This window comes from Klebsiella sp. 141203, from assembly GCF_032601985.1.
GTDB lineage: Bacteria > Pseudomonadota > Gammaproteobacteria > Enterobacterales > Enterobacteriaceae > Klebsiella > Klebsiella aerogenes.
This window is the reverse complement of record NZ_JAQIRL010000007.1, coordinates 144,998-165,019: the sequence shown is the minus strand read 5'-3', so window position 1 is coordinate 165,019 and position 20,022 is coordinate 144,998. Positions and strand designations below refer to the sequence as shown.

Sequence of the window (20,022 nt, the reverse complement as noted above, 5' to 3'; positions counted from 1 at the left end):
GGCGTATATTACGCTTTCCTCTTTCAGAGTCAACCCTGAATTTCAGAATTTTTCTCTTCAACCGAACCGGCTGTTTGTGTGAAGTGATTCACATCTGCCGTGTCAGTGGGAGCGCATTATAGGGAGCTGCTGAGATATAGCAAGCCTTAAAATACAAAAAACTTATCAAGCGCTCATTTATTAAGCTTTTCACATTTATCCGCGTTAAGACCGAATCGACAAAACCCAGTGTTCATGCGGCCTGCAGCGCATTCCCTACCGAAACCACTTTTTTGCGAAAACGCGATTTTTCTCGTTTCCCCACCGCCGCTATCACGCCAATGGTGAATTAAGCACCACTCTTGACCCATGACAAAGCGCCCCGCTTCGTCATCTTTCTATAATCAGAGCCGTTTCTTCCTATTGGTAATAATCTATGGCTTATCAACTCAACATTAACTGGCCCGAGTTTTTAGAGAAGTACTGGCAAAAGCAGCCGGTCGTATTAAAGAAGGCGTTTCCGAACTTCATCGACCCCATCACGCCAGACGAGCTGGCCGGGTTAGCCATGGAGCCGGAAGTCGATAGCCGGCTGGTCAGCTTGGTCAACGGTAAATGGCAGGCCAGTAACGGTCCATTTGAGCATTTCGACGGGCTGGGCGAAAGCGGCTGGTCATTGCTGGCCCAGGCGGTAAACCACTGGCATATGCCGGCCGCCGAGCTGGTGCGCCCGTTCCGCGTGCTGCCTGACTGGCGTTTAGACGACCTGATGATCTCCTTCTCCGTCCCCGGCGGCGGCGTAGGCCCGCATATCGATCAGTATGACGTCTTTATTATTCAGGGCATGGGCAGCCGCCGCTGGCGCGTGGGCGATAAACTGCCGATGCGTCAGTTCTGTCCGCATCCGGCACTGCTGCACGTCGATCCGTTCCCACCGATCATTGATGAAGATCTGGAGCCGGGCGACATCCTCTATATTCCACCGGGATTCCCGCACGACGGCGTAACTCACGAAACGGCGCTGAACTACTCCGTCGGCTTCCGCGGTCCAAATGGCCGCGACCTGATCAGCAGCTTCGCCGACTATGTGCTGGAAAACGATCTCGGCGGCGAACACTACAGCGATCCGGACCTCACCTGCCGCGACCATCCGGGCCGGGTTGAAGAGTATGAACTCGACCGTCTGCGCAACATGATGATCGACATGATTCGCCAACCAGAAGACTTCAAGCAGTGGTTCGGCAGTTTCGTCACCACGCCGCGTCACGAGCTGGATATTGCTCCGGCGGAACCGGCATATGAAGAAGAGGAAGTGGTCGATGCGCTGCTGGGCGGCGAAAAGCTTTCTCGCCTGAGCGGACTGCGCGTTCTGCATATCGGCGACAGCTTCTTCGTACATAGCGAACAGCTGGATACCACCGATGCCGAAGCGCTGGATGCATTGTGCCGCTATACCTCATTAGGTCAAGAAGAGCTCGGCAGCGGCCTGCAAAATCCAGAATTCGTGAGCGAGCTGACGCGGCTGATTAATCAGGGCTACTGGTACTTCGAAGAGTAAAAGAACGGCAATACTGCGGGCAGCCGCCTGGCGCTGCCCGCTTGCTTTCAGCCGTTATTGCGCATATTTCGGCAGCACGATAATAAAGCGCGTAGAGCGCAGATCGGACTGCACCGCTACGCTGCCGTGATGGGCGCTGACAATCGATTTTACAATCGCCAGACCGATGCCGCTGCCCTCGCCTTTGCGCTGGCGCGACGGGTCGACGCGATAGAAACGGTCAAACAGGCGCGGCAAATGTTCAGCAGCAATCGGCGCGCCGGGGTTCTCCACCACCAGACGGATCTTTTCGGCACTTTCGCTCAACTGAATGGTCACCGCCTGTCCGGCCGGCGTATAGCGGATCGCGTTCGACAGCAGGTTGCTGATTGCCCGCCGCAGCATCAGCGGGTCGCCAATCACCCGGCAGTGGCTACCGACAAAACGCAGCGCCACCTCTTTCTCTTCCGCCCACGCTTCAAAGAACTCAAACACCTTATTCACTTCCTCGGCCAGATCCAGCGCCCGTTGTTCAGGGATTAACTGGTTATTATCCGCCTGGGCAAGGAACAGCATATCGCTGACCATCCGCGACATGCGCGAAAACTCTTCGAGATTGGAATAGAGCACCTCTTCCAGCTCCTGCTGGCTGCGGCTTTGGCTCAAGGCGATTTCGGTTTGCGTCACCAGGTTGGTAATCGGCGTACGGATTTCATGGGCGATATCGGCGGAGAAATTAGACTGGCGGGTAAAGACATCCTCTATCCGCTCCAGCATATGGTTAAACGACAGCGCCAGCCGTTCCAGCTCGATGGGCACCGCCTGTGGGTCAAGGCGTACATCGAGATCCCGCGAGGTAATATTCTGGATCTGGCGGCTGATTTGGCGAATCGGCTTGTGCCCCTGATAGACCACAAACAGCACGATGGCGATAATCAACAGGCTGATTATCGACGCCGCGGAAATCAGCTTCGCTTTGAGTTCATTAATATAGTGCAGGTGAAAGTCGATCGATAAAGCCATCAGCAGATGCCAGGCCGGTTTACCGTCCGACTGCTTGCCCAGCGGCAACATGATTAGCCGCCAGGAGCGGGTCTCCATTTGATGATTATCATGAACCATTTCCCGCGGCTGCGGGTCAGTCCATGAAATCACATTACCGTCGCGCAACTTCATCGCCAGCCCCGGCGTGCTCATAATATGGCTGAGTTCCGGGCCGTCTGGCGACTGAAATAAGATATTGCCCTCGGCATCATCCAGACAGATAAAGACGTTAGCGTAGCCGCCAATCACGTTTTTTAAGATCTCCAGCCGCCGCGCCTGCGGGTAGTCGGCGTGGTTGAGCACCGTCTCAAGCGTGGTGCTGAGCTGCTTGAGATCGTGAACGTCGCGCTCTTCAAAATGGGCCTTCACCGAATGGATCATGATCCAGGTGAAGGCAAAGAAAGCGATGATGGTGGCGAGGCTGATAAAGAAGGTCAGCCGGGTGGCCAGCGAAAAGGGGCGCTTAGCGGCCATCCGGCACCTCAAGCATATAGCCGACGCCGCGCACGGTCTGGATAAGCTTCGGCTCGAAGTCGTTATCGATTTTGGCGCGCAGCCGCTTCACCGCCACGTCGATGGCGTTAGTGTCGCTGTCGAAATTCATATCCCACACCTGCGACGCGATCAGCGAGCGGGGTAGCACCTCGCCCTGATGGCGCAGGAAGAACTCCAGCAGAGTGAATTCTTTACTGGTCAGGGTGATACGAGTCGCGCCGCGCATCACCTTGCGGCTGACCAAATCAACGCTGAGATCGGCCGCCTGAAACTGGCTTTCTACTATTACCGCCGCTCCGCGACGCAGCAGAGTGCGCACCCGCGCCAGCAGTTCCGCAAAAGCAAAGGGCTTCACCAGATAGTCGTCGGCGCCCAGCTCCAGCCCCTTCACCCGATGCTCGATAGTGCCAAGCGCGGTGAGCAGCAGGATCGGCATCCCTTTATTGGCGGCGCGCAGCATGCGCACAATATCCCAGCCGTTGACGTCCGGCAGCATGATGTCGAGGATCAGCAGATCGTAGTCGCTGGTCATCGCCAGGTGATAACCGTTAAGGCCGTTGTCGGCCAGGTCGACGACGAATCCGGCTTCGGTAAGCCCTTTGGTCAGGTACTCCCCGGTTTTCTTCTCATCTTCGACAATCAAAATCTTCACGGCTGGCTCCTTCACGCGCGCTCTGTGCGGGTATTCAATTTTAGAGGAGCCCCTCCGGATAGCAATGAAATATCAGGAAAATGACAGCTTTGTCATTTTCCTGTCACGCGTTGAACAGAGCCCGCTGCGTAAAGTATCCGCCATTGATAAATCGCCGAAAACCGTCTGCCGTCATGCGCCCAATTAAGCTTCTTTCTCTCAGCGTGATATTCGCCTTAACCGGCTGTCTGTCACTTGCTCCGGACTATCAGCGCCCCACCGCGCCGGTGCCGCAGCAGTTCTCTCTCAGCCAGAACAAACTGGTTACTGCGACAGCGGGCTACCAGGAGACTGGTTGGCGCACCTTTTTCGTCGACCCACAGGTAAAAAGCCTGATTAGTACCGCGCTGACCAACAATCGCGATCTACGGATGGCGGCGCTGAAAGTGCAGGAAGCCCGCGCCCAGTACCGGGTCACCGACGCCGACCGCTACCCGCAGCTTAACGGCGACGGCAGCACCACCTATGGCGGCAAGCTCAGAGGCGACACCACCACCAGCAGCGATTATGCCGCCGGCTTAAACCTCAGCTACGACCTCGACTTCTTTGGCCGGTTGAAAAACCTTAGCGAGGCCGACCGGCAGAACTACTTCGCCAGCGAAGAGGCGCGGCGCGCGGTGCATATCCTGTTGATTACTAACGTTTCACAAAGCTACTTCAACCAGCGGCTGGCGGCAGCGCAGCTACAGGTGGCGAACGACACCTTACAGAACTATCAGCAGTCTTACGCCTTCGTCGAAAAACAACTGATGACCGGCAGCACCACCGTCCTGGCGCTGGAACAGGCGCGCGGCATGATCGAAAGCACCCGCGCCGATATCGCCAAACGGCAAGGTCAACTGGCGCAGGCCAATAACGCCCTGCAGCTACTGCTCGGCAGCTATCAACGGCTGCCGGACGATAGCGCCAGCAGCGCGGTGGACCTGAAAGGCGTAACCCTGCCGCCGTCGCTCTCCTCAGAGATCCTGTTGCAGCGGCCGGATATTTTAGAGGCCGAACACAGCCTGCTGGCGGCCAACGCCAATATCGGCGCCGCGCGGGCGGCCTTCTTCCCATCGATTACCCTGACCAGCTCGCTCTCCGGCAGCAGCAGCGAGCTCTCCAGCCTGTTTAACGCCGGCAGCGCGATGTGGAACTTTATCCCCAAAATTGAACTGCCGATTTTCAACGCCGGGCGTAATCAGGCCAACCTTGACCTGGCGGAGATCCGCCAGCAGCAGCAGGTGGTCAACTATGAGCAAAAAATACAGTCCGCCTTTAAAGAGGTGGCCGACGCGCTGGCCCTGCGCCAGAGCCTGGCCGATCAAATTGCCGCCCAGGAGCGCTATCTCGCTTCACTAAATATCACCCTGCAGCGCGCTACTGCGCTCTATCGTCACGGCGCGGTCAGCTACATCGAAGTCCTGAGCGCCCAGCGCGACATTTTCACCACCCGACAAACCCTGCTGGAACTCAACTATTCCCGTCAGGCTAATGAAATCACCCTGTTCACCGCCCTCGGCGGCGGCTGGATGGAATAACCCGAGGAGTCTTGATTATGAATTCACTGTCTAAATTCGCCCTGTTCACCCTGTTCTCTGGCGCAGTGTTCGCGGCCCAGGCCGCCGACCCGCACGCCGGTATGGCAATGCACGAGCAGCCCGCAGCCACTCAGACGCAAAGCATCACTGGCAAAGGCATCATTAAAGCCATTGATATGGATAATAAAAAAATCACTATCGCCCACGAAGCCATCCCGGCGGCGAACTGGCCGCCGATGACCATGCGCTTCACCATCACCCCGCAGACACAGCTCAACAATGTGAAGAACGGCGACAGCGTGGATTTCACCTTCGTTCAGCAGGGCAATCTGTCGCTGTTACAGGATATCCGCGCCCAATAACGGCCCGGCGACGGTAGGCTCCTCAACAACTGAATGGACGACACATGGCATCCCTGACACTGAAAAATACGGCGCTGATCCTCGGCAGCATGGTAATTGGCGGCGCGCTTACCGCGGCGCTGTATACCCGACTGACGCCGCCCCTGAATAGCGCATCCGCGACCGAGCAGCAGCGCAAAGTGCTGTTCTGGTACGATCCAATGTACCCGAATACTCGCTTTGATAAACCGGGTAAATCGCCGTTTATGGATATGGACCTAGTGCCGAAATACGCTGATGAGGAGAGTGCCGCCGCCGGTGCGCCGGGGGTGCGTATCGACCCGACGCAGACCCAGAATCTCGGCGTAAAAACCGCCGCGGTCAGCCGCGGGCCGTTGCGCTACGCCCAGACCTTCCCGGCCAACATCAGCTACAACGAGTATCAGTACGTGATTATGCAGGCGCGGGCGGCGGGCTTTATCAATAAAGTCTATCCGCTGACCGTCGGCGACAAAGTCAAGCAAGGCACGCCGTTACTCGAGCTGACCATCCCGGACTGGGTGGAAGCGCAGAGCGAATATCTGTTGTTGCAGGAGACCGGGGGTACCACCACGCAGGTTGAGGGGATCCTCGAACGCCTACGCCTTGCCGGGATGCCGGATGACGATATCCGCCGCCTGAAAACCACGCGTAAAATCCAGACCCGCTTTACCCTCAAAGCGCCGATCGATGGCGTTATTACCGCCTTCGATCTGCGTGCCGGAATGAATATCGCCAAAGATAATGTGGTGGCGAAAATTCAGGGCATGGACCCGGTGTGGGTCAGCGTGGCGGTGCCGGAATCCATCGCCTGGTTGATTAAAGACGCCTCGCAGTTCGCCATTCAGGTTCCCGCCTGGCCGGGCAAAACCTTCAACATCAACAAATGGACCATTCTCCCCAGCGTCGATAGCGCCACCCGTACCCTGCAGCTGCGCCTGCAGGTCAACAACCCGGATGACGCGCTGAAGCCGGGGATGAACGCTTATCTGAAACTGACCAGCGAAAGCGCGCCGATGCTGCTGATCCCATCAAAAGCGTTGATCGACAGCGGTAGCGAGCAGCGAGTGATTACTATGGATAACGAGGGGCGCTTCGTGCCGAAGCTCGTGCAGGTATTCCATGAGTCCGCCGGCGTTACGGCCATTCGCAGCGGGCTACAAGAGGGTGAGCAGGTGGTCACCAGCGGCCTGTTCCTGATCGACTCGGAAGCCAATATCTCCGGCGCGCTGGAGCGCATGCGCGCGCAGGATCCCGATACAGCGGCCCCCGCCGCCCACGCGCACTGAGGAACGGAACAATGATTGAATGGATTATCCGCCGCTCGGTGGCCAACCGTTTCCTGGTGATGATGGCGGCGCTGTTTCTCAGCATCTGGGGGACCTGGACCATCGTCCATACCCCGGTGGATGCTCTGCCGGACCTCTCCGACGTACAGGTGATCGTCAAAACCAGCTATCCGGGGCAGGCGCCGCAGATCGTCGAAAATCAGGTTACCTGGCCGCTGACCACCACCATGCTGTCAGTCCCCGGCGCCAAAACGGTGCGCGGCTTCTCGCAGTTTGGCGACTCCTACGTGTATGTAATATTTGAAGACGGCACCGATCCTTACTGGGCGCGCTCGCGGGTGCTGGAGTATCTCAACCAGGTGCAGGGCAAACTTCCCGCCGGGGTCAGCGCCGAAATGGGCCCTGACGCCACCGGGGTTGGCTGGGTCTTCGAGTACGCGCTGGTCGACCGCAGCGGCAAACATGACCTCGCCGAACTGCGCTCGTTGCAAGACTGGTTCTTAAAATATGAGCTAAAAACCATTCCTAACGTCTCGGAAGTGGCTTCGGTAGGCGGCGTGGTCAAGGAATATCAGATTGTCGTCGACCCAATGAAGCTGACCCAGTACGGCATCAGCCTCGGCGAGGTGAAATCGGCGCTGGACGCCTCTAACCAGGAGGCGGGCGGCTCTTCCGTCGAACTGGCGGAAGCCGAATATATGGTGCGCGCCAGCGGCTATTTGCAAACGCTCGACGACTTCAAAAATATCGTGCTGAAAACCGGTGACAACGGCGTGCCGGTCTACCTCGGCGACGTCGCGCGGGTGCAGATTGGTCCGGAGATGCGCCGCGGTATCGCCGAGCTTAACGGCGAGGGCGAAGTGGCCGGCGGCGTGGTGATCCTGCGCTCCGGCAAGAACGCCCGCGAGGTGATCTCGGCGGTCAAAGAGAAGCTGGCGTCGCTGCAAAGCAGCCTGCCGGAAGGGGTTGAAGTGGTCACCACCTACGACCGCAGCCAACTTATCGACCGCGCCATCGACAACCTCAGCCACAAGCTTCTGGAAGAGTTTATCGTTGTCGCGCTGGTCTGTGCCCTGTTCCTGTGGCACGTGCGCTCTGCGCTGGTGGCGATTATCTCGCTGCCGCTCGGCCTGTGCTTCGCCTTTATCATGATGCATTTCCAGGGGCTCAACGCCAACATCATGTCGCTGGGCGGGATCGCCATTGCGGTGGGGGCGATGGTCGATGCCGCCATCGTGATGATCGAGAACGCCCACAAGCGGCTGGAGGAGTGGGAACATCAGCACCCGGGAGAGAAGCTCGGCAACGACAGGCGCTGGAAAATCATTACCGATGCTTCGGTGGAGGTCGGCCCCGCGCTGTTTATCAGCCTGCTGATCATTACTCTGTCGTTTATCCCGATTTTCACCCTCGAAGGCCAGGAGGGCAAACTGTTCGGCCCGCTGGCCTTCACTAAAACCTGGTCGATGGCCGGGGCGGCGCTGCTGGCGATCGTGGTGATCCCGATCCTGATGGGCTTCTGGATCCGCGGCAAGATCCCTGCGGAGAACAGCAACCCGCTGAACCGCTTTTTGATCCGCATTTATCACCCGCTGCTGCTAAAGGTGCTGCACTGGCCGAAGACTACCCTGCTGATCGCGCTCCTGTCGATCCTGACGGTGATTTGGCCGCTTAACCGGGTCGGCGGCGAGTTTCTGCCGCAGATCAACGAGGGCGATCTGCTGTATATGCCGTCAACGCTGCCGGGGATCTCCGCTGCGCAGGCGGCGGATATGCTGCAAAAGACCGATAAGCTGATCATGACGGTGCCGGAAGTGGCGCGGGTGTTCGGCAAAACCGGCAAGGCCGAAACCGCCACCGACTCGGCGCCGCTGGAGATGGTAGAGACCACGATTCAGCTTAAGCCACAGGACCAGTGGCGACCGGGGATGACCATGGAGAAGATCGTCGAGGAGCTGGATAAAACCGTGCGTTTGCCGGGGCTGGCGAACCTGTGGGTGCCGCCGATCCGCAACCGCATCGACATGCTCTCCACCGGCATCAAGAGCCCGATCGGCATTAAAGTTTCCGGCACTAACCTGGCCGATATCGACGCCATCGCCGAACAAATTGAAGTGGTGGCGCGCACCGTGCCGGGAGTTACTTCGGCATTAGCCGAGCGGCTGGTCGGCGGGCGCTACCTCAACATTGATATTCATCGTGAGAAGGCGGCCCGCTACGGCATGACCGTCGGCGATGTGCAGCTGTTTGTTTCATCCGCCATCGGCGGCGCGATGGTTGGCGAAACGGTAGAGGGCGTCGAGCGCTATCCGATCAACATCCGCTACCCGCAGAGCTATCGCGATAGCCCGGAGACCCTCCGCCAGTTGCCGATCCTCACGCCGCTGAAGCAGCAGATCGTGCTCGGCGACGTCGCCGAGGTTAAGGTCGTTACCGGGCCATCGATGCTGAAGACCGAGAACGCCCGCCCGACCAGTTGGATCTACATCGACGCTCGCGACCGCGACATGGTATCGGTGGTGCGCGATCTGCAGCAGGCCATCGGCAAAGAGGTGAAGCTGAAGCCGGGCATCAGCGTCTCCTACTCCGGGCAGTTTGAGCTGCTGGAGCGCGCCAATCAGAAGCTGAAGCTGATGGTGCCGATGACGCTAATGATTATCTTCGTGCTGCTGTACCTGGCGTTCCGCCGATTCGGCGAGGCGTTGCTGATTATCACCAGCGTGCCGTTCGCCCTCGTCGGCGGGATCTGGTTCCTCTACTGGATGGGATTCCATCTGTCGGTGGCTACCGGTACCGGCTTTATCGCCCTGGCCGGGGTGGCGGCGGAGTTTGGCGTGGTGATGCTGATGTATCTGCGCCACGCCATCGAGGCGGAGCCATCGCTGGAGAACCCACAGACCTTCAGCGCCGATAAGCTCGACGAGGCGCTGTATCAGGGCGCGGTACTGCGCGTGCGGCCAAAGGCAATGACCGTGGCGGTGATTATCGCCGGCCTGCTGCCGATTTTATGGGGCACCGGCGCCGGTTCGGAAGTGATGAGCCGTATCGCCGCGCCGATGATTGGCGGGATGATCACCGCGCCGCTGCTGTCGCTATTTATCATTCCGGCGGCATATAAGCTGATGTGGCTGTACCGGCATCGGGGCAAGCGTGGAGAATAAATAAAGGCAGGCCCGTTGGTATTTCACCGGCGGGCTTTTTTATTATTAGTCCCACAAGCAATTACCTCATTTAACCCTCACCCGCTCTCATATTATCTCATCCTCTGCGCCACTCGGCCTTCACTCGACGTTATTCCCTTTAGCTTCATTGATTTTCTTGCTCACCCTGGCTGCGTATTTATCACGCGGAGAAAAGGTGGGCCTTAATTCAATGAGCGCTATCGATGAACCTGAATCCTTTTCCACCTTGTTTATTTTTGCTGTTATTACTTTCCGCCCTGAGCACGATATCCCCCTGCCATGCCGCGACAGTAAAGATGGATAATTGTGAAGTTGGCTGCCCAACCGGCAGCAGTCAACAGACGCTCTTCCGCGCGGCCTACACGCTGAACAACAACCCTCACCGTAAGCTGGCCAACTGGGTAGCGTATAAAATCACCCGCGCCAGCGAGGCAAGCAACCGTAAGAGAGTGTGGAAACAGGACCCCGATCTCCCCGCTGCCGATACCCTGGCGCCCGCCGACTATCGCCGGGCTAATACTTTACTGGCGGTCGATCGCGGCCATCAGGCGCCGCTGGCGAGCCTCGGCGGCGCGGCGGACTGGCCTGCGCTGAACTATCTGTCGAATATCACCCCGCAGGAAGCGGCGCTGAATCAGGGAGCATGGGCGCGGCTGGAAGACGCGGAGCGCGCGTTAGCCGAGCGCCCGGGGGTGACGGCGGTTTATGCGGTTACCGGGCCGCTGTTCGAGCGGCATATCGCCACCCTGCCCGCCGCGCCGGGCGTGGAGATCCCCAGCGGCTACTGGAAGATTATTTTCCTCAATGATGGTCCGCAGAGCGGCCAGTACGCGGCATTTGTGCTGGACCAGGCGACGCCGCGCGATGCTAATTTTTGCGACCATCAGGTGACGGTGGCGGAGATTGAGCGCCGTACCAGTCCGCATTTGACGCTGTGGTCGGCACTGCCGGCGGCCATTGCCGCAACCTTAAAAACGCAGCCGGGGAGGTTGGCGCGGGAAATGGGTTGCAGGTAGGGAACGGAGGGGTAAAGTTGTCGACCTGTCGCGATTAACAATCGGCGTCTTACCGCCAGCCAGCAAACCAGGTATAGTTGCCGTCTCTGCCACCGCTAAGCGCTGTTGATATCGTATGAAGCTCGGTTATTTTTGTTACTTCCTGCTGGCCATCGCCGCCGTCGGCAGCGTGTTACTGCCCCATTCCATCGCCATGTGGTTCCTGCTGGCGAACGTGCTGACCTGCTTATCTACGGCATCGACAAATTAGCCGCCCGTAAAGCCTGGAGCCGGATCCCGGAATCCACCCTGCTGACGTTCGGCCTGCTTGGCGGATGGCCGGGCGCGATTGCCGGGCAGCAGTGTTTTCGCCACAAAACCCAGAAGCAGCCATTCAGAACGTATTTCATTATTAGCATCGTGCTGAATGTTGTGGTGCTGGTTGGCGGGTATTGGCTGTACCGGGGATATGGGGTGTAGGGTTGGTGTAATTTATTATCACTACATATACGCTCAATATGCTCAACACCAGGTCTGCAAACGCAGCGTTGAGCAATATTTTTTACTACCTATTGCTCTACTTTTTCAATAATAAAACCATCGCGTCGTAAAAAATCAATTACACGCTGGATATTACCAAGCCCCCATTGGTTCGATATTGCGATAACTTCGCCAGATTGAAGCTCAATTACCGCATCTTCACTCAAATGATATCGATTCTTTCGCCCATCAGGAACTTGATCAGCCAAAACAATTGTTCGATTTTTGAGAATATCACCCAGCTTAGTATAAATGTCCTCAAGGCTGTGGGGATTATGCTTATTTATCCAATCAGTAAATAATTCAAGGGCTAACTTACGCTTATTATAAATACCACCATTATACCTATATTCAGAGTAATCTTTTTCAGACTTCTGGCTACTTATATTTTGCTCAACCAGTTTTTCTCTGAACTTAACTTGATATTCTTCTAATTCAGGAACCGGAATTATTTGCTCTGCATTTATTAGTATATCATCGTTAAACTTGTAAGGTGTAAGACGAACACAACGAATATCAACACCTTTATCTCTCAGCCAAATCGCTGTAGTGGTCAGTTCTTTCCCAAAATCAGCTGAAGCAAGAACAATTCTAACATCCTTACCAAAGTCAGAGAGCTCATTCTCCTCAAGACCAATAAATTCTAATATTTTTGCTTTAGCATTAACATCTGAATCAGTACCTAAATATGACTGATAATATTCGCATGCTTTTGTAAAACTCATTGTAGAAATCATAGCTGCATAACGCAATGCTTGTAATTCCATATGAGCGCCGATTTCATCTCGCTTTAACTCTATTACGACAAGATTAGCCTGCTTATCAATCGCTAATAAGTCAATCCGTCTTCTGCTGTCCTCCCAATCTGAAAATTCCTCAGCAATGACAAGACAATCAGGTGCAAGGATATCAATATTATTTTTTATAGCTTCTTGCAAATCGTAACGTTCCTGAAACCCTCTATTGAGTAGGTAGTTTTTTCCAGCGCAACTAAATTTTTATCAGCAATATTAAATAATGCCATTTTTCAAATCCGTTTATGAAAGTATTACTATGATTGTATCAGAGTTTTTAATTCATCTGGCGTATATGGCGGGTTTCGCCGATGCAGCATCGCGTGACAGTTGGGGCAAACTGGGATCAGGTCAGTTTTCGGATCCAGACGATAGTCCTGTTTAATCTCCGATAGCGGCACCAGATGATGAATGTGGATAAAGCCCTGGCCGATATCACCGTAGCGCTTAGCCATATCAAGGCCGCACACCTGGCACTGGGGGCCGTGATAGCGCAACGCCGCCTCGCGGGCCTGGCGATCGCGCTCATAGCGGTTAACCATAACCTGAACCGCAGCCCCTTCCACAAACTCACTTTTCGTCTGTAGCTCGTCGGGAAAAAGGGTAATGCCGGCATCATCTACTCGCTCCTGAACGATCTTGAATCCTTGTTCCAGCAACAGACGGACGCATTTGGATTTGATCCCACCGCTGAAATCCGCCGGCGTGAACTCCGTTTTTGTCGCCATGGTGGCCGCTATCCCAACGATAGCTTTAGAGGGATAACGACGTCCCTCGAATTCGACTTCATACAGACGCGCGTCTTTAAACTGATGCGCTATACCCTCGTCGTACGCGCGGATGGCTTCGATGATGCATTCTCGCGATAGATGATCTGGCAACCGTTTCATATGGCTGAGCTATTTGATGATGAGTGACCTCATTATAGATAGAAAGCGGAATAAATTTCGAATAGATAAATCATGGTGATAGTTGAAAAGAGACTTGGGTTGGATATCGAATCCCGGTGGCTTGATCGACAGCAGTTTTGCGAGCATCATCGCAATTATTTAGCAAAATACGTAACGCGATGCCTTCTAGTAAAACTCTGCAACAAGCGATCGCCAATATCACTATCTGGCGCAAAGGCGAACAGCGCGCGCCGCATAAACCTCTGCTGTTGTTGCACGTGCTGTCGCATTACCAGCACGGACATCCGCGGATGTTCGATTACGCCTCAGAGGTTCGTGATGAGTTACATAGCCTGCTGGAGCGTTTTGGTCCACAGCGCGCGCAATACCGCCCCGATATGCCTTTCTGGCGTCTAAAAGGCGACGGCTTCTGGGAATTACGCAACGCTGAGCAATGTTCAACTGAAGGCAGCAGACAGCCACCCTCTAAAGAACTGGAAACCTATCACGTCGCGGGCGGCTTTGACGAAGAGCACTTCGCGCTGCTGAGCAAGAATAAGAGGCTGATTAACACCCTGGCGCATCAGATCCTGCAGGCCCATTTCCCGGAGAGTATTCAGGAAGAGATCGCCGATGAGATGGGGTTTGATATCCAGCAAATTCGCAAAGAACGCGACCCGCTGTTCCGCCAGCAGGTGCTACGCGCTTATAACTATGAATGCGCTATCTGCGGCTTTAATATGCGCCATGACAACACCTCCGTCGCGCTGGAGGCTGCGCATATCAAATGGAAGCAGCACGGCGGCCCATGTGAAATTCCCAACGGCCTGGCGCTATGCGCCATTCACCACAAAGCATTTGATAAAGGTTCGATTGGCCTGGATGAGCATATGCGGGTACAGATTTCTCCCGCGGTTAACGGCGGCGGGATTGTCGGAAAGCTGTTCTGGGATTTTGATGGTAAGCAAATTGGATTGCCTCAGGGGAAGGACTGTTACCCGAAAGAGGGATTTGTGGAGTGGCACAGGAGAGAGGTATTTAGGGGGTGAGGTAAGGCACGCGACTATATGTCACGGAGTCACCCCTCCGCTATTTAGTCAACGTCCCAACACTATCAATAAAGAATTCATGAACATATTTTTTATTATTTAAACCGTAGTTAATGACATAAGTATGATTCTTCTTCCATTCAATATCGATGCAATTGTCAGGATATGATGACATTAACTTGTCATAACCAGAACTCATTACCGTTTGCGTCTTACCGTTTTCGCCTGAATCAATAGTGTAGTAATTCAATACATCCCTTTTATCCAAACTAAAGCAAAGATGCTCTCCATTAATAATGGTATCTCTTGGGTGTGGCGCAGGATTACCACCAGGACAACCGGAAATAAGAAAAGTTAAAGGTAAGATAGCGAATCTCTTCATTGTGGAAATCCCTTCATAACTAATTTATATTTTTGAAGCAATGTATAGTCAGATTCTTTATGATCATAATCTCGTAATGCAGGCAGATACAGATAATTTTTAAAACCGTAAGCTTGCAACAACCAGTAATCACTAACTAATGAAGCCTGCTGTTCTAAGCTATAATGTCGTATGTTCTCCTTGTCTAAACTGTAACTGTAACTGTAATCAGCAAATCGGGAGAACAACCCTCTGGTTCTAACAAACATTCCGTGCTGCGCTTGCCATACATGCATTAACTCATGCATGAATCTATGTTTTTTCTGCACATCAACTTCCATTGAAAAATCATGGGAGTAGGTGTCTTCCCTAAACCACATTTCTCCGTTAGGACTCATAGCAATATCAGTAGGCTGCAGATTGAACGGCAAATAACTTTCCCGATGAATCCACACTGTATTGTACCGGAGACCGTAGCTAAATAGCGTTCTTGCTAACCCAATCTCACCAGTGGTTATAAGCCTCGTTCCACCGGGCTTAATACGTGTCCCGGATGTCGCGTTAATCCTCTCGTTTACAGGCATTCAAAATCCCTCTGAATTGCAGCGGTATTGTTTATTTATCGTACGCCAATGCAATCGACAAGGGAAAGATTTTTATCCGAAAAAAATTGCAGCCGACTTAGCGTATTTGGTGGGAATGCAGTATTCGCATTCGTTACACGGAGTGTTTAAACAGATACTGGTCTTTAGACAAAAAAGAGGCGATTGGACGGTTATGTGATCGGTTTGGTGCGAAGGCCGAACTCGAACATCGCATTTACCTCATTGGTTTGTATACCATTTTCAGATTGCATTATAATCAATACCATCATAAATACCATCACGCAACATAGTTATTTAAACGCATAACGCAATATCCAATCAAAGTAAAGATAAAAATTGAACCACCGATGAAATGATGGTAATCTATAGGATGGTTTTCAATTCTAACATGGATTTAGGAAGCACTAATGCTTAACTTTGAACAAGTGCTAAACGACATCGAAAATCTTCTTTTTGGCAAACAGTTACAGCCAATTAACCCTGCTACGCCTCCATTATGTATTTTAAGCATTGAACGTGAGAACGGTAAATATAAAGTTTCATCTAATTCTGAAACTAAGACACGTTCATTATCTGAGCTTGAAGCTATTTATGCCAATTTAAATATTAGAGGTTTTTGTAATGTAGAGCAGGTACTTTACGGTAGTTCTTCAAGCAGGAACCAACCAGAAACAATATTTGCTAACTTGCCCTACATTCAACATTTTAAGTATGAAAAGAAAAAACATCTATTATTACGTAGTCATAATGTCCATGACGCAGCAACCTTATCAGAAGTTCAAGGTTCTGAATTTAGGGTTCTGAGAAAAAAGATTGATAATTTTCTCAATTTGAATCTTGGAAAAATTTATGAACAGCAGGTTGAATTAGTTAAAAGCCTTGATGACGCTTATCAAATAGTTTTGAAGAAATTCCCATCCGAAATTGCCTCAAAAAAGGTTGAGGTAACTCTCAATAGCTTTAAAGAGCTTTCCGCTGATATGGCTAACTCAGTTGTAACTCTTGATTATAATATCGAGGTGCCAACATTAAAAATTAGCAATAACACTACGGTAGAAGAACTTATAGAGTCATCCAAAACTTATGGAGTAGATGATGGTGAAAATGATACAACATCGTCACAATTGAATTTGGAATTAAAAACTCTACAAGCTAAACTTGGTGTAGCAAGAATCACCTCAAAGACTCCTGTTTTATCTCTAATTTTTGATCGAGTTCATTTTGGCGATATTGAGTTGCAACCCGATTTTCAGAGAAAAGATCGTATTTGGAATAATGAGAAAAAGTCTAAGTTAATTGAATCTATTCTCTTAAAGCTTCCCCTCCCTGTATTTTATTTTGGGGACAGAATTACTGAAGATAGATGGGTCGTCGTTGATGGTTTGCAACGAATCACAACAATCTACGATTTTATGAGTGGAGAATTCAAACTTTCTAAGCTTGAAATCCTTGAGGATTTGAATGGTAAAGATTTTGGTGAACTGACTCGAACAGAACAAAGAGCTATAAGAGAATATGAAATCACGGCTTACTTTATTGAAATGAATAAAGATAGCACTGATCTCATTGTTGAATTATTCCACCGTATCAATACATATGGTGTTAAGTTAAGCGACCAAGAAATTCGTTCAGCCCTGAATCAAGGATCAAGTGTTAAGTTTTTACGTTACTTATCCTCGAAAAAGGAATTTAAAAAAGCAACCCATGGTAAGGTTAAGTCAGATAGACAAAAGGATATGGAGCTTTGCCTTTCTGCTCTTGCATTTATAATTCTTGGCTTTAAAAATTATAATTTTAACTCCTATGATAAGTTTTTATCAAAAGCCATGGGAAATCTAAATCTATATAAATTAAACTTAATAAATGAAAAAGAAGTTGATTTAGGGAATGCTTACATTTCGAATGAATGTATTGAGTATCTTCAAATAGAAAGAAAATATTTGAGGGCTTTAAACCTTGCCTATAAAGTTTTCGGTGATTTAGCTTTCATAAAAGAGATTGGTTCTAATACATCGCCTATAAGTAAGCAACTTTATGAAGTGATAATTTACTACTTTTATCATCTAACTGATGAACAAGAAAATTCATTGTTGAAACAATCTGATAAATTAGTCGATGCCCTATATTCTGCTATTGAGAGCAATTCAAAAGACTATGCTACATGGGATTCTCAAACTTACATTGAAGCAGAACGAGGCTTCAAGGATTCTATATCTACATCAACTGGGAAGAAAATAACCATATTATATAGATTCAATTCTTTTGCGAAAATTCTTGAAGATAGCACAGACATTAAAGTTATTAGTACCAATGAGGACTATGTGTAATGCTTCCTATCAAATCGATAAAACTTAAAAATTTCAAATCATACAAAGAACAATCGTTTAATTTGTCAGGTTTGAATGTATTTTGTGGTAACAACTCTGTGGGTAAGAGTACAGTCATGCAAGCCATAGGTATGGTATTGCAGTCTGATTTTGGAAGTAAAAATGATTTAAAGCTAAATGGTGAACTAATAAATATTGGTCGTATTGAAGATATTATTAATGATTTTATTTCCGATGATGATCAACTGAAAATAACTTTATCCACTAAAGAATGTGAAGTCAGTTGGGGAGTGACACAAGAGGATTCTGCAAATCTTCGTAATGAACTTCCATGTATTTCGGGTAATGATAGCATCAACACAATAAAAGGCTTTATAGATTCAATTAATTTTCAATATATTGAAGCTGAACGAATTGGTCCACGAGATAATATTTCCTTGTCACAACACAATTTCCACAGCGATTGGTTAGGGAAAAAAGGCGAATATGTTATTGAAGTATTAGACACTATAATGAACAGACAAGATAGACTGATACTCAAAGATGATTCGCCAAACAAGAATGACCCAAGAATACATCATAAGTTTAGTAATGTCAGGGTTGCAAATAATATTCAGGCTTGGATGGATGAAATTTCTCCAAATTATAAAATACAGCCTAAACTGGAAGTCAATGCAAACATTGCTTATAACACAATACAGGCTGAGTCAGGAAAACAAACTAAACCCAAAAACATTGGTTTTGGTTATAGCTATGCTTTGAGTATTGTTTCAGCATTGCTATTAGCAAAACCGGGCGAATTAGTAGTTTTAGAAAACCCAGAAGCACATTTGCACCCCAGAGGACAAAGCTATATGGGTAGATTGATAGCTTACACCGCTCAAGCGGGAGTACAGGTATTGATAGAAACTCATAGCGATCACCTTCTCAACGGAATTCGTGTCGTAGCAAGAACATCTCCTGACTTTTCACCTGACCTAATTTCATTATTTTATATTTCTCATGAGAATAATGAATCTACTGCAGAAAAAATAGCTATTGGCAAAGATGGCAAACTTTCAAGTTGGCCGAAAGGATTCTTTGACCAGCAATCAATTGATATGTATACAATTATGACAGGATCATTTAATACTCCTGATATTGAAAATTAAGGGGATTTCATGAAAGCAGGTGTTTGCTTGTTCATAGATAGTTTTTCTCTTGAAGAAGAACAAATTAAGATTTTTAACCAGATTAAAGATCTTAAAGCACTTGTAGAGAGAGTGGATTCAGATTTTATAAAGTTTCTTCGCTCCAATGAATTTGATGGCAAATTTGTCACTAAATTATTTTCAACAAACCCTGATTACGGTGGCCTTGTTAATGAGTATTATAAAATAGGCCAAATTAGTTTATTGGATGAAATAGGCTGCAATGAACTTCTAAATATTATCAATACATCCCCATCGATACTTGCCGAAAGAAAACTCTGTGCCTATCAATCTCCAGACATACCTTTAAAAAAGGATAATACAGTTTCTAGTGAAAGTGAAATAATTGATCTTTCTAAGAAAATCCTTGATGAATTCCCAGCGGATTGTGATGAATATGCTGACAATATTAAAAACATTTTCAAGAATGTCATTTTTTTGGATAACCCACCACAATCCTTTAATTTTATTAGGAGAATTGAAGGTGGATATGAAAATTTTTTGAAAAGCATCACTGAATTTCTTTATTTTGTTAATAACTATACAATTATACCTAATGACTCACAACATAACATTAGAATTATGAATTCATCGTTACCTTATCTTGTAACACCAGAAGGTGGAGGCAAAAATAAACGAGCCATAGGGGAATTAAAACGTGATTTTAAAGTGGGTGATTGTATCTATAAAGACGTGAATTGTGAATTCCATTATAAACTTGAATACATGGACAATACTAATCGAAAAGGAACTTATTACTACAATAGAATATACTTTGGCTTCTTTAATAGAATTCCTGATAGACCGGCACAAATCGCTATTGCTCACATTGGAGATCATTTATAAGGTAGTGATATCGCGAGCCCATTGAAATAAACCATCATTATCAAGGAGAATAATAATGAAATTGTACGAAACAGTAAATGAAGTTTATGATATCTATGAAAATGAAGAAAATGGTATACTCACTTACCATATATTTTTGAAAGGCTCAGGCGTGTTTTTAGAATCACCATTTAGCACACCTGTAGAAGCATTATCAGTCATTAATATATTGACTGATAATATCAATCAAATAAATGCAAATATTAAAACCATCATACTTAATGCAGAGCCCCCACAACCTAAGAAAAAAACATTTGGTGGTTAACTAA

The 20,022-nt window shown here is 49.8% G+C and carries 17 protein-coding genes and 2 pseudogenes; 13 read left to right on the top strand and 6 right to left on the bottom strand.

Annotated elements, in window-relative coordinates; translation table 11 throughout:
- Positions 1-415: 415 nt before the first annotated feature.
- A complete protein-coding gene (locus PGR29_RS22635) occupies positions 416-1,537 on the top strand; it encodes a cupin domain-containing protein (protein WP_087858382.1) in 1,122 nt (373 codons plus the stop codon).
- Positions 1,538-1,591: 54 nt separating this feature from the next.
- Here PGR29_RS22635 and PGR29_RS22630 read toward each other — a convergent pair whose 3' ends face one another.
- Both PGR29_RS22630 and cusR read right to left on the bottom strand, forming a co-directional pair.
- The gene (locus PGR29_RS22630; protein ID WP_316425359.1) at positions 1,592-3,034 is read right to left on the bottom strand and encodes a Cu(+)/Ag(+) sensor histidine kinase; all 1,443 of its coding nucleotides are present in this window, start codon (positions 3,032-3,034) and stop codon (positions 1,592-1,594) included.
- Positions 3,024-3,707 (bottom strand): copper response regulator transcription factor CusR, encoded by a 684-nt coding sequence (cusR, locus tag PGR29_RS22625; RefSeq protein WP_047046104.1) that lies wholly within the window; start codon positions 3,705-3,707, stop codon positions 3,024-3,026. The genes PGR29_RS22630 and cusR overlap by 11 nt, the downstream gene beginning before the upstream one ends.
- A 64-nt stretch (positions 3,708-3,771) precedes the next feature.
- Between cusR and PGR29_RS22620 the strand changes: the two genes are divergently transcribed.
- The 7 genes and pseudogenes from PGR29_RS22620 to PGR29_RS22590 all read left to right on the top strand — a co-directional run bounded on the left by PGR29_RS22620 (position 3,772) and on the right by PGR29_RS22590 (position 11,592).
- Positions 3,772-3,894 (top strand): hypothetical protein, encoded by a 123-nt coding sequence (locus PGR29_RS22620; protein WP_257394921.1) that lies wholly within the window; start codon positions 3,772-3,774, stop codon positions 3,892-3,894.
- Positions 3,881-5,266: an efflux transporter outer membrane subunit gene (locus PGR29_RS22615; RefSeq protein ID WP_316425357.1), complete on the top strand. Its 1,386-nt coding sequence runs from the start codon at positions 3,881-3,883 to the stop codon at positions 5,264-5,266. The genes PGR29_RS22620 and PGR29_RS22615 overlap by 14 nt, the downstream gene beginning before the upstream one ends.
- Before the next feature lie 17 nt (positions 5,267-5,283).
- Positions 5,284-5,628, top strand: a complete 345-nt coding sequence (cusF, locus tag PGR29_RS22610; protein WP_316425355.1) for a cation efflux system protein CusF — start codon at positions 5,284-5,286, stop codon at positions 5,626-5,628.
- Between the two features lie 44 nt (positions 5,629-5,672).
- Complete coding sequence (locus PGR29_RS22605) at positions 5,673-6,935, top strand: efflux RND transporter periplasmic adaptor subunit (RefSeq protein ID WP_316425354.1); 1,263 nt, start codon at positions 5,673-5,675, stop codon at positions 6,933-6,935.
- A gap of 11 nt (positions 6,936-6,946) precedes the next feature.
- Positions 6,947-10,096, top strand: a complete 3,150-nt coding sequence (locus PGR29_RS22600; RefSeq protein WP_213795102.1) for a CusA/CzcA family heavy metal efflux RND transporter — start codon at positions 6,947-6,949, stop codon at positions 10,094-10,096.
- A gap of 317 nt (positions 10,097-10,413) precedes the next feature.
- On the top strand, positions 10,414-11,133 hold the full coding sequence (locus tag PGR29_RS22595; RefSeq protein WP_410477042.1) for a DNA/RNA non-specific endonuclease: 720 nt from the start codon (positions 10,414-10,416) through the stop codon (positions 11,131-11,133).
- Positions 11,134-11,248: 115 nt separating this feature from the next.
- A pseudogene (locus PGR29_RS22590) lies at positions 11,249-11,592 on the top strand (DUF1294 domain-containing protein).
- Between the two features lie 89 nt (positions 11,593-11,681).
- On the opposite strand, the pseudogene PGR29_RS22585 reads toward PGR29_RS22590, so the two are convergent.
- Together PGR29_RS22585 and PGR29_RS22580 are read right to left on the bottom strand one after the other, a co-directional pair.
- A pseudogene (locus PGR29_RS22585) lies at positions 11,682-12,676 on the bottom strand (hypothetical protein).
- Positions 12,677-12,703: 27 nt separating this feature from the next.
- Positions 12,704-13,336: an HNH endonuclease gene (locus PGR29_RS22580; RefSeq protein ID WP_087858372.1), complete on the bottom strand. Its 633-nt coding sequence runs from the start codon at positions 13,334-13,336 to the stop codon at positions 12,704-12,706.
- Between the two features lie 179 nt (positions 13,337-13,515).
- Between PGR29_RS22580 and PGR29_RS22575 the strand changes: the two genes are divergently transcribed.
- Positions 13,516-14,385, top strand: coding sequence for a phosphorothioated DNA-binding restriction endonuclease (locus PGR29_RS22575; RefSeq protein WP_045394768.1), 870 nt, complete (start codon positions 13,516-13,518; stop codon positions 14,383-14,385).
- Between the two features lie 40 nt (positions 14,386-14,425).
- On the opposite strand, the gene PGR29_RS22570 is transcribed toward PGR29_RS22575, so the two are convergent.
- Together PGR29_RS22570 and PGR29_RS22565 are read right to left on the bottom strand one after the other, a co-directional pair.
- Entirely contained in the window at positions 14,426-14,767 is a 342-nt protein-coding gene (locus tag PGR29_RS22570; protein WP_087858371.1) for a putative T6SS immunity periplasmic lipoprotein, read from the bottom strand.
- Positions 14,764-15,330, bottom strand: coding sequence for a type IV secretion protein Rhs (locus tag PGR29_RS22565; RefSeq protein ID WP_316425350.1), 567 nt, complete (start codon positions 15,328-15,330; stop codon positions 14,764-14,766). The genes PGR29_RS22570 and PGR29_RS22565 overlap by 4 nt, the downstream gene beginning before the upstream one ends.
- 428 nt (positions 15,331-15,758) lie before the next feature.
- On the opposite strand from PGR29_RS22565, the gene PGR29_RS22560 reads away from it, so the two are divergent.
- The 4 genes from PGR29_RS22560 to PGR29_RS22545 are packed head-to-tail and all read left to right on the top strand — an operon-like array spanning position 15,759 to position 20,018.
- Positions 15,759-17,678 carry a DUF262 domain-containing protein gene (locus tag PGR29_RS22560; protein WP_316425349.1) on the top strand — a complete coding sequence of 640 codons (1,920 nt, stop codon included), beginning with the start codon at positions 15,759-15,761 and terminating at the stop codon, positions 17,676-17,678.
- Positions 17,678-18,829, top strand: coding sequence for an AAA family ATPase (locus tag PGR29_RS22555; RefSeq protein ID WP_023299218.1), 1,152 nt, complete (start codon positions 17,678-17,680; stop codon positions 18,827-18,829). The genes PGR29_RS22560 and PGR29_RS22555 overlap by 1 nt, the downstream gene beginning before the upstream one ends.
- Before the next feature lie 9 nt (positions 18,830-18,838).
- Positions 18,839-19,714: a hypothetical protein gene (locus tag PGR29_RS22550; RefSeq protein WP_004168112.1), complete on the top strand. Its 876-nt coding sequence runs from the start codon at positions 18,839-18,841 to the stop codon at positions 19,712-19,714.
- Positions 19,715-19,769: 55 nt separating this feature from the next.
- The gene (locus tag PGR29_RS22545; protein WP_004168107.1) at positions 19,770-20,018 is read left to right on the top strand and encodes a hypothetical protein; all 249 of its coding nucleotides are present in this window, start codon (positions 19,770-19,772) and stop codon (positions 20,016-20,018) included.
- Positions 20,019-20,022: the final 4 nt, after the last annotated feature.